This window comes from Jannaschia donghaensis, assembly GCF_001403795.1.
Lineage (GTDB): Bacteria > Pseudomonadota > Alphaproteobacteria > Rhodobacterales > Rhodobacteraceae > Jannaschia > Jannaschia donghaensis.
Map to the genome: position 1 here is coordinate 1,118,471 of NZ_CXSU01000012.1, position 13,438 is coordinate 1,131,908.

The window sequence follows — 13,438 nt, forward strand, 5'->3', positions numbered from 1 at the left end:
GTCGATCAGCGTCGTATCGGTTTCATGGCCCACGGCGGAGATCAGGGGAATTTCGCTGTCGGCGGCGGCCCGTACGACGATTTCTTCGTTGAAGCCCCACAGATCCTCGATCGACCCGCCACCGCGCGCGACGATCAGAAGATCGGGGCGGGGTATGGCCCCGCCGACATCCAGTGCGTTGAAGCCGCGGATCGCATTGGCCACCTCGGGCGCGCAGGCCTTGCCCTGCACCGCGACGGGCCAGATCAGGACCTTGCTGGGGAACCGGTCGCGCAAGCGGTGCAGGATGTCGCGGATCACCGCGCCCTGCGGCGACGTGATCACGCCGATCACCTGCGGCAGGAACGGCAGGGGCTTCTTGCGACCCGGCTCGAACAGGCCCTCGGCCGCCAGGGCTGTGCGGCGCTTTTCCAGCATCGCCATCAGCGCGCCCGCCCCCGCAACCTCCATCGCATCGACGTTCAGGTTGTATTTCGACTGCGCCCCGAAACCGGACAGTTTGCCGGTGACGATGACCTCCATCCCCTCCTCGGGCGCGACGGAAAGCTGCGCGATCTGACCCTTCCAGGTGGTGCAGGCCAGAACGTTCCGGTCGTCCTTGATATCATAGTAGAGATGCCCGGACCGCGCGCGGAAGATGCGCCCGATCTCTCCCTTCACGCGAATTCGCCCGAAACTGTCTTCCAGCGTGCGTTTCACCGCGCCCGAAATCTCGGACACGGTGTATTCCGCCTCGTTGCGGCGGGGGGCGGCGGGTTCGTCGATCAGGTCATCCATGCGCCCGGTCTAGCGCGGGCGCGATGGTGCCGCCAGTCAGTTGCCGCTGCAGTCCGAACAACAGGTGCCGCAGCCGTCGACGTTCGAGTATTCGTCGCGCGCGCGGTCCAGCGCGGTCTCGCATTTGGCGGCGTCGCCCAATGCCTTGCGCTTGTCCTCGCCCGGCAGGAACTGACAGGATTCGGCGTGGACGACATGCGTCCCGCTCTCTTTGGCTTCGGTATTCACGTAGTATTTCATCACGTCCTCGTCTGCAGGTGATGCGGACAAACGGGGTGGCGGCCGTGGCGGTTCCGTCAGTCGCCGCCACCAGCGTCGCAGTCGAAGGAGCCGCCCTGATATCCGCTCTCCCCCATCCCACCGTGACCGCCGCCGTAGAGGCGGCTCGGCGGGCGGTAGCCCCGATGCTGGGTCCGGCTGTCTTCGGGGGCGACAAGGGACGGACGTCGAAACCGGCGACACAAGGTCAGGACTCATTTCAGAAGCAACACCGATCCAAGCCCTGCCATGACAAGCGGTTCGATCGAAATACCAGCCGCCAGAAACCACGCGCCCGCCAATCCGAAACCCGCCACGCCAAGGATCAGAGGCAGTACCCCAAGGCCAGTCTCCGGCCAGAGCCGATGCGGCGGCGCAAATCCGAATTCCGCGCGGTACAGCATCTTCGTCTCATCGAAGGCCGTCCGATCCCGGCGGCGTCCGGCGTCCTGCGCCGTGGAAGGTCGGGGCAGCAATGACAGCAGATCGGCATGATCCCGAGGGCCTTCCTCGGCATGGATGCGTTGAACGGCCCGAACACTGCGTGGTGCAACCACGCCAATGTCCGCCACCTGCCCGAGATAGAGAAAGCGACGATATTCGACGATCGCATCTTCCGCCGTTCGCGCGCGCACGTCAAAGGCCCGGCACAGCGCCTGTCCAAGCGTTCGGTCGCGCGTGACCGGCTGATGCGCCTGAATGGCAGCCCATAATCCGGGATTGGAGAGTGGCATCGGTGCGTCCCGCTTGTCCTTGTATCGCTCCGACCCTAAACCGCCCCTGCGGCAGAAATGGGGACGCGATATGAACATCCTGATCCTGGGCGGCGGCGGACGGGAACATGCGCTGGCCTGGGCCGTGTTGCAGAACCCCAAATGCGACCGCCTGATCGTGGCACCGGGCAACGCAGGCATCGCCGATATCGCGGAATGTGCGGACCTCGACATCCTGGACGGGGCCGCCGTGACATCCTTCGCGGACGAGGAAAGCATCGACTTCGTCATCGTCGGGCCCGAGGCCCCGCTGGCCGCGGGCGTGTCCGACGCATTGGCCGCCGCAGGCATCGCCGTCTTCGGGCCATCGGCGCAGGCGGCGCTGCTGGAGGCATCCAAGGCATTTACCAAGGAGATCTGCGATGCCGTTGGCGCGCCGACGGCAGCCTATGGCCGGTTCGACGATCTGGACGCCGCGCGCGCCTATCTGGCCGACCGTCCCCTGCCCATCGTCATCAAGGCCGACGGTCTGGCCGCTGGAAAGGGCGTCACCGTGGCCGCCACGGTGCAGGAGGCCGAGGGCGCGCTGGCCGACATCTTCACCGGCGTCCACGGCAAGGCGGAGGTCGTCATCGAAGATTTCCTGCGCGGAGAGGAGGCGTCGTTCTTCTGTCTGGTGGACGGCGACACCGTGCTGCCCATCGGCACCGCGCAGGACCACAAACGCGTGGGCGACGGCGACACCGGCCCCAACACCGGCGGCATGGGGGCCTATTCCCCCGCCCCGGTGATGACGGCGGCGGTGGAGGCGCGCGCGCTGGACGAAATCGTCCGCCCGACCATGGCCGAAATGACCCGGCGCGGCACGCCGATGCGCGGCGTTCTGTTCGTCGGGCTGATGATCGACGACGGCGCGCCGTCGCTGGTGGAATACAACGTCCGCTTCGGCGATCCAGAATGCCAGTGCCTGATGATGCGGCTGGGCGGTCAGATCCTGGATCTGATGCTGGCTTGTGCGCAAGGACGGCTGGCGAACGCCAAGGTGCACTGGGCCGACGATCACGCGCTGTGCGTCGTGATGGCCGCACAGGGCTATCCCGGGGCCTATGCCAAAGGCACGGCGATCACCGGTCTGGACGCCCTGCCCCGCGACAGTCGCAACATGGTGTTTCACGCGGGGACCGCCGTGCGGGATGGCAAAACCGTCGCCAGCGGCGGGCGCGTTCTGGGCGTCACGACGCGGGGCGAAGGGTTGGGCGAAGCGCGCGACCGGGCCTATGCGATGGTCGATGCGGTCGGCTGGGACGACGGCTTTTGTCGTCGCGACATCGGATGGCGCGCCCTGCCGTGACCTGGGACCGAGCGGCCCTGATCGCGGCGCGCGTCCTGATCGGGATGTTGTTCCTGAGCGGTGCGATACAGAAGACCGTAGACCCTGAACCGGCAGTCGACCTGCTGCGCGGGGTCGGTTTGCCCGGCGCATTGGTCTGGCCAGCATTGCTCTATGACGCCGCCGCGGCGCTGGCCTTGTTCGCGGGGTGGCGGGTGACGCCGGTCGCGCTCAGCCTTGCGGCCTATTGTGCGGCCACGTCGGTCTTCCACCTGATCCCCGACGACCCGTGGCAAATGACGATCTTCGTCAAGAACTGGGCGATTGCCGGCGGATGCTTGGCCCTCGCCGTTGCCGCCAAGCGATCCTAACCCGCGATCCGGCCAAGGATGCGCGCCCAGGACCGCACGCCTTTGTGGAAGCTTTCCACGTCGTATTTCTCATTCGGGGAATGGATGGCGTCGTCATCCTTGGCGAAGCCGGTCAAAAGTGCCTCCATACCCAGGATGGTCTGAAAGTATCCGGCGATCGGGATCGACCCGCCCGCCCCGACATAGGCCGCCTCGGCCCCCCATTCTTCGGTCAGGGCCAGCTGGGTGGCCGCGAAGATCGGGCTGTCCGTCGCCATTGCCGACGCCGGTGCCGCGCCATGTTCGCGGAACGACACATGGCAGTCGGGCGGCAACTGCGCGATGACCCAGTCGCGAAACGCTTCGCGCAGGCGGTCGGGGTCTTGCCCGCCGACCAGACGGAAACTGATCTTGGCCGATGCTTCGGACGGCAGGACGGTCTTGAACCCGTCGCCGGTGTAGCCCGACGTGATGCCGTTGATTTCGGCAGTGGGGCGCGACCACAGCATCTCCAGCCCCGTGCGTCCCGTTTCGCCGGCGGGATGGGACAGACCCACTTCGCCCAGAAACGCCTCGGTCGAAAAATCCAGGTTCTTCCAACTGGCCTTCACTTGGCTCGGCGGCTCCCCGACGCCGTGATAGAACCCGGGGATCGTGATCCGGCCCTGATCGTTGTGCATATTACCCAGGATGCGCGTCAGCACGCGCGCCGGGTTGATCGCGGGTCCGCCATAGATGCCCGAATGCAGGTCGCGGTCGGGGCCCTTGATCGTAAGCTCCTCCCCCAACAGACCGCGCAGGGTGGTGATGATGGCCGGAACCCGGTCGTCGAACAGCCCGGAATCGCAGATCAACGCAATTTCCGCCGTCAATTCCTCCCGGTTGGCCGTAAGGAACGGGACGAGCGACGGCGAGCCCGATTCTTCCTCTCCTTCGAACAGGATGGTGACGCGGCAGGGCAGATCGCCCGTTTCGTCCTTCCAGTGGCGGCAGGCCTCCAGGAAGGTCATCAGCTGCCCCTTGTCGTCGGACGCCCCGCGCCCCCGGATCACCGGCCCGCGCGGTGTCTGTTCGATTGCCGGATCGAATGGATCGCGGTTCCACAACGCGACGGGATCGACGGGCTGCACGTCGTAGTGGCCGTAGAACAGCACGTGCCGCGACCCCGTTCCGCCGTGTGCGACGACCATCGGATGGCCCGGCGTCTCGCGCTTGCTGGCGTCGAACCCCAGATGCGTCAGCTCCGCCACCAGCCAGTCGGCGGCCGTGTCGCAATCGTCGGCATGGGCCGGATCGGTCGATACCGAAGGGATGCGCAAAAGCTCCATCAGACGCTCCAGCGCGCGGGGCTGGTCGGCGTCGATACGGGTCAGGATGGCGGGAATCGGGTCGGTCATCTGGGCCTCCGGCGGTTTTGGAGCACGGTGCGCCGACCGTCCGGGGGTGTCCAGAGGCGGCCCGCCGGGCTAGACATTGCGCACCGCGACACAACTTTCGAGAGACGATATGATCCGCACCGCCCTTCTCGCCCTGACGACGCTGACCCTGCCCGCCGCCGCACAGACCGTCCCCGATCAGGACGCGGCCAAGCGCCTGCTCTTCGATACCCGTGGCGCGCAGGTCGCGGTATTGCGCCATGGCTTCATGTCCGACGCCGACGTCACCACCTTGCAGGCCCTGCCCGAAGTGGCGCAGCTCAAGTACTACGGCGCGATGGCTGCGCATCCCGACGAAGGCATTCAGGCCGAGCGGACGCGCGGGGCCTTCAACTTCCATTCCATCGACCAGGCGCGGGCCGCCGCGTTGTCTGGGTGTGGATCGGGCTGCGTCGTGATCGCCGAAATCCTGCCCCGCCGATACGAAGCCGGGCGTGCGCTGACGCTGAACCAGGACGCATCGAAGGTCGTGACGGGCCGCGATTTCACGCGTGCCGGCACCGACGCGGCCCTGGCCATCAGCCCGTCGACCGGCGGCTGGGGAATCGGCAACGGCGAACAGGCCGCGGTGGCGACCTGCGCGGCCGCGGGCGCGCGCGACTGTGCGGTCGCCGTCGGCAGGTGAGCTTTGCGACAATCTGTATTCTGGATTTATTCCAGATCGGGCACTAAGTCCTCGGCAACGCCAAGGATCCGAGCCCTTGCAAACGTCAGATGGCCCGAAGGAACAAGAGACGATGATGCAAGACGCGACCGGGCTGAACTATGACCTGAAACTGGATTCGGCACTGGCCGCGCTTCACGATGAAGGTCGTTACCGCACGTTCATCGATATCGAGCGTCGGCGCGGGCAGTTCCCCCATGCGGTCTGGACCCGCGAAGACGGGATCGAGCAGGACATCACCGTCTGGTGCGGCAACGACTATCTGGGGATGGGGCAGCATTCATCCGTCCTGACCGCGATGCACGAGGCTCTGGACGCGACCGGGGCCGGATCGGGCGGGACGCGCAACATTTCCGGCACGACGGTCTATCACAAGGCATTGGAAGCGGAGTTGGCGGATCTGCACGGCAAGCAGGCCGCGCTGGTCTTCACCTCCGCCTATATCGCCAACGACGCCACGCTGAGCACTCTGCCCAAGCTGTTTCCCGGCCTGATCATCTATTCAGACGCGCTCAACCACGCGTCCATGATCGAAGGTGTACGCCGCAACGGCGGGGCCAAACGGGTGTTTCGCCACAACGATGTAGCCCACCTGCGCGAATTGCTGGCCGCCGATGACCCCGCGACGCCCAAGCTGATCGCCTTCGAATCGATCTATTCGATGGACGGCGATTTTGGCCCCATCGCCGAAATCTGCGACCTGGCCGAAGAGTTCAACGCGCTGACCTACATCGACGAGGTTCATGCCGTCGGCATGTATGGGCCGCGCGGTGCCGGCGTGGCAGAACGCGACGGCCTGATGCACCGCATCGACATCATCAACGGGACGTTGGCCAAGGCATACGGCGTGATGGGTGGCTACATTGCTGCCTCCGCGCGGATGTGCGACGCCGTCCGGTCCTATGCGCCCGGTTTTATCTTCACGACCTCTCTGCCCCCATCGATCGCCGCCGGTGCCGCCGCATCGGTTCGGCACCTGAAAACGGATCAGGGCCTGCGCGATCTGCATCAGGAGCGTGCGGCGGTCCTGAAACTGCGCCTGCGCGGCCTGGGCTTGCCGATCATCGACCACGGCAGCCATATCGTGCCCGTTCACGTCGGCGACCCGGTAAAATGCAAGATGATTTCGGACCGGCTGCTGTCGGACCACGGCGTTTATGTGCAGCCCATCAATTTTCCAACGGTGCCGCGCGGGACCGAACGGCTGCGGTTTACGCCGTCGCCGGTTCACACACCGCCCATGATCGATGCATTGGTGCACGCGATGGACGACCTCTGGTCCCACTGTGCGCTGAATCGTGCCCAGGCGGCCGGGTGAACCTTCTCTCGCATTGTGAGCGAAATCCTGCTAGGTTATGCCAAGCAGTATGAAAGCGATGGGGAGTCGCCTTCTAAAATCATAGGCGGAAACGCGCACATTAAAGAGGCGCGTCCACAATTACGGGGCAGGCCCATCATGTTCGGCCGGAAGTCTAAATTCCTATCGAAAGTCGAGAACCCGACGCGAGGTTACGACTCCTACGAAATGCGTCTGGGCGACGAAATGCGGGGCGAACGCGCCACGCAGGGCAAATCGCTCATGGATGTGCAGCGCGAATTGCGCATCAAGGCCAGTTATATTGCAGCGATCGAAAATGCAGACCTGTCGGCATTCGATTCTCTGTCGTTCGTGGCCGGATACGTGCGCAGTTACGCCCGCTATCTCGGCATGGATCCCGAAATCGTCTTCGCTCGCTTTTGCGAAGAATCGGGCTTCGGCGGCTTTCAGGCCCTCAAGCCGATGGAATCGGAAGTGTCGCGCCGGCGGGCCATTTTCGACAAACCACTGCCCAAGGCTCGCGCCTTCGGGGCGGGTGCCAAATCCGCTCAACCGAATTTCGCCGTCGATCCGATCCTGGGTGCGGGTAATCCTTTCGCCAATAAGGCGACGCCAGTCTTCGCCGGGTTCGAGCCGGGGGCCCTGGGCTCCCTCGCCGTGCTGGCCGCGTTGATTGCAGGTCTGGGATACGGCGGTTGGACCGTCGTGCAGGAAATTCAGCGCGTGCAGGTGGCCCCGGTCGAACAGGCCCCCGAACTGGTTGCGGAGCTTGACCCGCTGGCCCCGAACGCGCCGCAGCTGTCGGCCCCGGATTCCACCGGCGTGTCTGCCCCGTCGCCTGACGCGCTGGCCCGCTTGTACCGCCCTCAGGCCCTGGACGCGCCGATCCTGACCGCGCGCGATGCACCGATTTCCACCATCACGCCCGGCCGCTTTGGCGCGCTGGCGTCGGCAGAACCGTCGGGCCTGTCCGGGCCGGACGCCAATCCCGATGCGATCAACGCTTCGGTCAACACCGCGCTGGCCGAAGCGCTGGGCGGCGACGCCCCGGCGTCCGATCCCGCCATCGCGCCGGCGACGCCCCGCGTTCTGGCCGAAGCGCCCGATGCGGTGGTTCTGGTGGCCGTACGATCCGCCTGGGTCCGCGTTCGCAGTGCCGACGGCGATACCCTGTTCGAAAAAGTGCTGGAACCGGGCGAGACTTACGAAGTGCCCGTGGCCGAAGCGCCTGCAACGCTGCGCACGGGCAATTCCGGCGCGATCTACATGTCGGTCGCCGGCCAGACCTATGGCCCCGTCGCCCCCGGCCCGCAGGTTGCGAACGCGACGATCACCGCCGCTGACGTGACTGAAAATTTCGCCGTCGCCGACCTGACCGAAGACACCGATCTGGCCCGGGTCGTGGCGGAACTGGCCGTGCCCGCCGCCGACGGTCCGCTGGACGACGCACCGGCCGAATGACGCATTCCGCAGGGTGCGCGGTTGCGCGCCCTGCCCGCCCACCTTAGCTGTAAACCATATCGGTCACCCCGAGGTTCAGGCGATGCACGACACCCTCCACTCCATCCGTCCGTGGCGTCAGATCGACCGCCGCACATCGCGTCAGATCATGGTCGGCAATGTGCCGGTGGGCGGCGACGCCCCGATCACCGTCCAGACGATGACGAATACGCTGACCACCGATGTCGCCGGCACGATCGCGCAGGTGCAGGCCGCCGCCGACGCGGGCGCGGACATCGTGCGCATATCGGTGCCCGACGAAGCCAGTTCCAAGGCGTTGAAGGACATCGTGCGCGAAAGCCCGGTGCCCATCGTCGCCGACATCCATTTCCACTACAAACGCGGGATCGAAGCGGCCGAAGCGGGGGCCGCCTGTCTGCGCATCAACCCCGGCAACATCGGGTCGGCTGACCGCGTGCGCGATGTCATTCAGGCGGCGCGCGACCATAATTGCTCCATCCGGATCGGCGTGAACGCGGGCAGCCTCGAAAAACACCTGCTCGACAAATACGGCGAACCTTGCCCCGACGCGATGATAGAAAGTGGGATGGACCACATCCGCATCCTGCAGGACAACGACTTCCACGAGTTCAAGATTTCGTGCAAGGCGTCCGACGTCTTCATGGCCGCCGCCGCCTATCAGGGGCTTGCCGAACAGACGGATGCACCAATCCATCTGGGAATCACCGAAGCCGGGGGGCTGACATCAGGCACCATCAAATCTGCCATCGGCCTTGGTAATCTGCTCTGGGCCGGTATCGGCGACACCATCCGCGTGTCGCTGTCTGCCGATCCGGTCGAAGAGGTGAAGGTCGGATACGAGATCCTTAAATCGCTGGGCCTGCGGCACCGGGGCGTCAACATCATCTCCTGCCCGTCGTGCGCGCGACAGGGGTTCGACGTGATCAAGACGGTCGAGAAGCTGGAACGCCGCCTGGAACACATCAAGACCCCGATGTCGCTGTCCATCATCGGCTGCGTCGTCAACGGACCGGGCGAGGCGTTGATGACCGACGTGGGCTTCACCGGCGGCGGCAACGGGTCGGGCATGGTCTATCTGGCCGGCAAGCAGAGCCACAAGCTGTCGAACGATCAGATGGTCGATCACATCGTCGAACAGGTCGAGGCGCGTGCCGCGGTGATCGACGCCGAAGCGGCGACCGCGGCGGAATAGCCGTCTCGACAGGCGCGGCCCCCCGCCCTATCCAGACCCATGCCCCGCGACACCGATCACCCGCCCCGATACGCCGAGTTCTTCGCCGGCGGCGGTATGGTGCGCGCCGCCCTTTCGGGACGCTGGGACTGTGCCCTGGCCAACGACATCGACCCGATGAAATGCGCCGTCTACGCCGACAATTGGGGCGACGACCACCTGATCCAGGGCGATATCGCCGATCTGGACGAGATGCGCCTGCGTCAGCCGATCGACCTCTACTGGGCGTCCTCCCCCTGTCAGGATTTCTCGCTTGCGGGGAACGGCAGCGGCCTTGGCGGTCAACGCAGTGGCGTGTTCCTGACCTGGATCGCCAAGATCCGCGCCACGCTTGCCGATGGGCACGCGCCCGCGATCATCGCGTTCGAAAACGTCATGGGGCTGGTCACGCGCAACGGAGGTCGCGATTTCGCCGCCGTCGTTACCGCGCTGTCCGATCTGGGCTACCGCGTTGGCGGGCTGGAGATCGACGCCCGCGATTTCGTGCCGCAAAGCCGCCCGCGCCTTTTTGTGATCGCGGTGCGCGCCGATCTGGACATGGCCGACCTGACCGCCGCCGGCCCCGACGGCCCGTACCACACCCGCCGCCTGACAGACTTCGTCGCCCGCGCGCCCGCGCGCATCCGCAAGACCTGGCATTGGTGGCGGCACGCCGCACCAACGAACCTTGGCCCGACGCTGGCACAGATGATCGACGCCGCGCCCGATACACCGTGGTTCGATGCGCAGACCCGGCGCAACCTGACGGCAATGATGTCGCCGCCCAGCCTGTCGCGCCTGCAAACGGCCCGGGCGGCGGGAGGCGTACAGGTCGGCACCTTGTACCGACGTGGACGGCCCGGCCCAAGCGGCGTGGTGCGCCAACGGGCGGAGGTGCGGTTCGACGGCATCGCGGGGTGCCTGCGCACGCCCGCCGGGGGGTCGTCGCGCCAGACGCTTCTGCTGATCGAAGGGGGCAAGCTGCGCGCGCGCCTTTTGTCGACGAGGGAGGCGGCGCGCCTGATGGGCCTGCCCGACAGCTACCGTATGCCGCGCAATTACAATGCCGCTTACAAGGTGGCGGGCGACGGCGTGGTGGTTCCGGTCGTGCAATACCTGGACGAGACGTTGTTCCAACCCGTCATGGCCCGCGCACAGGTCCGCGCATGAGCGGCGATCAGGCGTTTCGCAAAACCGCCGTGGCCGGGCTGACCGATGCCACGGGCGTCTATGCGCTTTGCGATCTGGACGGGCAGCCGATCTATGTCGGCCAGTCGACCGACGGCATCCGCAGCCGTGTCCGGCGCCATCTGACGTCGGCCCGGTCGGACGTGATCGCGAACCGGCAAATCGACGTCTGGGAGGTTGCTTTCGTGCGCGCGTGGAAGGTAACCGGCACGGATGCGATCACGGCGATGGAACGCCGGGTCTTTGCCCATTTCGACGCGATCCTGCCGTTGATGAATGGGGCGGGACTGTCGGATATGTTCGACCCGCCCGCCCCGCCCGACCCCGATCAGACAGTGCAGGTCATCCCCGAAGCCGAGCGTTTGCTGCGCCTTGCGCCAGACCGGCGATTGACCCGTCAGATCGCGCAATACGACCGGTTGGTGGACTATATCCTGACGGTGAAGAACGCGCCGCATCTGCGAAAATCGCTCGACGCGCATTTTTCACGGCTGGTCCGCTATCATCAGATGTTCCTAACCTGAGGCCGGGCGCAGCACCGCGACGGCAAAACGGGCATCCGCGTCCATCAAAGTCTCCGCCAGGGTCCAGCCCGATTTCAGGGCCAGGTCCGCCAAGGTATCGGCCGTGTATTTCCGACAGCTTTCGGTATGGATACTCTCGCCCTTGGCGAATGTGATCACGTGATCGCCAAGCGTCACGGTCTGGGCCTTGGACGACACGAGGTGCATTTCGATCCGGGCCGGGTCATCGTGCCATCGGACGTCGTGCCGGAAGGCGTCGACATCGAAATCTGCATGAACTTCGTTGTTCAACCGACTGAGAATATTGAGATTGAACTCCGACGTCACGCCCGCCGAATCATCGTAGGCGGCGATCAACTGCCCCACCGGCTTCACCAGATCGACGCCGAGGATGAAGCCCTCGACTCCGGGCCAGTTCCGCACACGCGACAGCAGGGCAACGGCTTCCGCCGGGTCCAGGTTGCCAATGGTGGATCCGGGGAAGAACGCGACTTTCGCAGTTGTGATCACATCTAGCGGCAAGTCCACCGGGCCGGTGAAATCTGCCACGACGGGTCGGATGGACAGCCGGGGATAGCGTAGGCACAGGTCGGCGGCGGTCGCCATCAGGAATTCTTCCGAAATGTCGATCGGCACGTAGGCCCCGAAATGCCCCCCGGCAGTCAGCAAGCGGCGTGTCTTGACGCTGGCCCCCGACCCCAGCTCGACCAGTGCGCCGCCCGGCGGCACGACGCCCGCCAGGTGATCGGCGTGATCGCGCAGGATCGCGGCTTCGGTCCGGGTGGGATAGTATTCGGGCAGGCCGGTAATCTGCTCGAACAGGTCGGATCCGCGCCGGTCGTAGAACCATTTCGGCGGCAGCGACTTTTGCGGCGCGGTCAGGCCTGCGATGGCATCGGCCAGAAGATCCGCGTTCGCGGCAAGGTCCTTCACGTTGCGTCCCGGGCCAAGCGAAGCCCCATCATTTGCCAGCGTTGATGGGGATAGAAGAAGGTCCGATAGGTGGGCCGCATCTGGTCGCGGGCGGTGGCGCAGGACCCGCCGCGCAGGACCATCTGGTTGACCATGAACTTGCCGTTGTATTCGCCCAAAGGTCCCTCGGGCGGGCGAAAGCCGGGATAGGGAACGAAGGGCGACGATGTCCATTCCCAGACATCGCCCCAGACCGCCGACCCCGGCATCGGGCGCAATTTTCCGTCGTCCAGGAAATTGCCGTCGATGGCGTGGTCGCGAAACGCGATTTCATGCTCGGCCTCGGTCGGCAGGCGCGCGCCGGCCCACCGGGCATAGGCATCGGCTTCGTAATAGCTGACGTGAACGACCGGCGCATCCAGCGCGACGGGCTGCGCCCCGCGCAGGGTGAACGTCCACCATTCGCCATCCTGCGCCCACCAGTAGAGCGGATGCTGCCACCCGTCCCGGCTGGCGACGGCATGGCCTTCCATGAACCAATGGCGGGCGCCGGTGTACCCGCCATCCTCCATGAACGCGATCCAATCGCGGTTGGTCACGGGACGGTTTGCCATTTCGAAGGGGGCGACGAAAACCTTGTGGCGCGGCTGTTCGCAATCGTAGGCGAACCCCTTCCCGTCGTGGCCGATCCGCTTCGTTCCGCCCTCGTGACGGGCAAAGCTGACCGGCACCTCGGTCGTGACCGGCAGGGGTTCGGGGTCGCGGTATGCAGGCAGAAGCGGGTTGAACGAAAGCCCATGCAACAGGTCGGTCACCAGCAGTTCCTGATGCTGCATTTCATGGTGACAGCCCAGTTCGACCAGACCGGCGATATCGTCGGCATCATCGCGGCCCGACGACAGCAGCGCATCCATCGCGTCATCCACATGGGCGCGGTAATCGGCCACTTCGGTGCAATCGGGGCGACTGACCAGGCCGCGGCGGTCGCGCGCGTGACGCGGCCCGGCCTGGGTATAGTAGCTGTTGAACAGAAACGCGAAACGGTCATCGGGGCTGACGTAGCCGGGCATCCGGGGCTTCAGGATGAACTCCTCATAGAACCAGGTCGTATGGGCAAGATGCCATTTCACCGGAGAGGCATCCTCCATCGACTGAAGCATCTGATCTTCGGGGCGCAGCGGTGCGGCCAGCGCGTCGGTCCGTGCGCGCGTGCGCGCGAAAAGACCAAGGGCGGCGTTCGGAGCAAGGGATCGTGGAACGGATCGGATCATGGGCT

14 protein-coding genes are annotated in these 13,438 nt (G+C 65.5%); 8 read left to right on the forward strand and 6 right to left on the reverse strand.

The features are described from left to right. From xseA to JDO7802_RS14750, 3 genes are all read right to left on the reverse strand, one after another. A partial coding sequence (gene xseA / locus JDO7802_RS14740) for an exodeoxyribonuclease VII large subunit (RefSeq protein ID WP_083481187.1) occupies positions 1–777 on the reverse strand: 777 nt, incomplete at its 3' end. A gap of 36 nt (positions 778–813) precedes the next feature. Further along, positions 814–1,017: a hypothetical protein gene (locus JDO7802_RS14745; RefSeq protein ID WP_055086706.1), complete on the reverse strand. Its 204-nt coding sequence runs from the start codon at positions 1,015–1,017 to the stop codon at positions 814–816. A 233-nt stretch (positions 1,018–1,250) separates the two neighbouring features. Continuing rightward, positions 1,251–1,769, reverse strand: coding sequence for a glycine-rich domain-containing protein (locus JDO7802_RS14750; RefSeq protein WP_055086707.1), 519 nt, complete (start codon positions 1,767–1,769; stop codon positions 1,251–1,253). A gap of 70 nt (positions 1,770–1,839) precedes the next feature. On the opposite strand from JDO7802_RS14750, the gene purD reads away from it, so the two are divergent. Both purD and JDO7802_RS14760 read left to right on the forward strand, forming a co-directional pair. Continuing rightward, positions 1,840–3,099 (forward strand): phosphoribosylamine--glycine ligase, encoded by a 1,260-nt coding sequence (gene purD / locus JDO7802_RS14755; protein WP_055086708.1) that lies wholly within the window; start codon positions 1,840–1,842, stop codon positions 3,097–3,099. Next, the gene (locus tag JDO7802_RS14760) at positions 3,096–3,449 is read left to right on the forward strand and encodes a DoxX family protein (protein ID WP_438501644.1); all 354 of its coding nucleotides are present in this window, start codon (positions 3,096–3,098) and stop codon (positions 3,447–3,449) included. The genes purD and JDO7802_RS14760 overlap by 4 nt, the downstream gene beginning before the upstream one ends. Here JDO7802_RS14760 and JDO7802_RS14765 read toward each other — a convergent pair. Continuing rightward, on the reverse strand, positions 3,446–4,825 hold the full coding sequence (locus JDO7802_RS14765; RefSeq protein ID WP_055086710.1) for a M20/M25/M40 family metallo-hydrolase: 1,380 nt from the start codon (positions 4,823–4,825) through the stop codon (positions 3,446–3,448). The two genes, JDO7802_RS14760 and JDO7802_RS14765, sit on opposite strands and share 4 nt — an antisense overlap. A gap of 109 nt (positions 4,826–4,934) precedes the next feature. Between JDO7802_RS14765 and JDO7802_RS14770 the strand changes: the two genes are divergently transcribed. The 6 genes from JDO7802_RS14770 to JDO7802_RS14795 all read left to right on the forward strand — a co-directional run bounded on the left by JDO7802_RS14770 (position 4,935) and on the right by JDO7802_RS14795 (position 11,250). Beyond that, the gene (locus JDO7802_RS14770; protein ID WP_055086711.1) at positions 4,935–5,489 is read left to right on the forward strand and encodes a hypothetical protein; all 555 of its coding nucleotides are present in this window, start codon (positions 4,935–4,937) and stop codon (positions 5,487–5,489) included. A 115-nt stretch (positions 5,490–5,604) separates the two neighbouring features. Further along, on the forward strand, positions 5,605–6,846 hold the full coding sequence (gene hemA / locus JDO7802_RS14775) for a 5-aminolevulinate synthase (protein ID WP_222836409.1): 1,242 nt from the start codon (positions 5,605–5,607) through the stop codon (positions 6,844–6,846). Positions 6,847–7,053: 207 nt separating this feature from the next. Next, positions 7,054–8,307 carry a helix-turn-helix domain-containing protein gene (locus tag JDO7802_RS14780; protein ID WP_144430630.1) on the forward strand — a complete coding sequence of 418 codons (1,254 nt, stop codon included), beginning with the start codon at positions 7,054–7,056 and terminating at the stop codon, positions 8,305–8,307. A gap of 82 nt (positions 8,308–8,389) precedes the next feature. Then, on the forward strand, positions 8,390–9,520 hold the full coding sequence (ispG, locus tag JDO7802_RS14785; RefSeq protein WP_055086713.1) for a flavodoxin-dependent (E)-4-hydroxy-3-methylbut-2-enyl-diphosphate synthase: 1,131 nt from the start codon (positions 8,390–8,392) through the stop codon (positions 9,518–9,520). A gap of 39 nt (positions 9,521–9,559) precedes the next feature. Further along, entirely contained in the window at positions 9,560–10,708 is a 1,149-nt protein-coding gene (locus JDO7802_RS14790) for a DNA cytosine methyltransferase (protein WP_055086714.1), read from the forward strand. Next, complete coding sequence (locus JDO7802_RS14795; RefSeq protein ID WP_055086715.1) at positions 10,705–11,250, forward strand: GIY-YIG nuclease family protein; 546 nt, start codon at positions 10,705–10,707, stop codon at positions 11,248–11,250. Before JDO7802_RS14790 ends, JDO7802_RS14795 begins: the two co-directional genes overlap by 4 nt. Here the strand turns inward: JDO7802_RS14795 and egtD are convergent. Both egtD and egtB read right to left on the reverse strand, forming a co-directional pair. Next, a complete protein-coding gene (gene egtD, locus JDO7802_RS14800) occupies positions 11,242–12,183 on the reverse strand; it encodes an L-histidine N(alpha)-methyltransferase (RefSeq protein ID WP_055086716.1) in 942 nt (313 codons plus the stop codon). The genes JDO7802_RS14795 and egtD overlap by 9 nt on opposite strands. After that, positions 12,180–13,433 (reverse strand): ergothioneine biosynthesis protein EgtB, encoded by a 1,254-nt coding sequence (gene egtB, locus JDO7802_RS14805; protein ID WP_055086717.1) that lies wholly within the window; start codon positions 13,431–13,433, stop codon positions 12,180–12,182. The genes egtD and egtB overlap by 4 nt, the downstream gene beginning before the upstream one ends. Between the last annotated feature and the right edge of the window lie 5 nt (positions 13,434–13,438).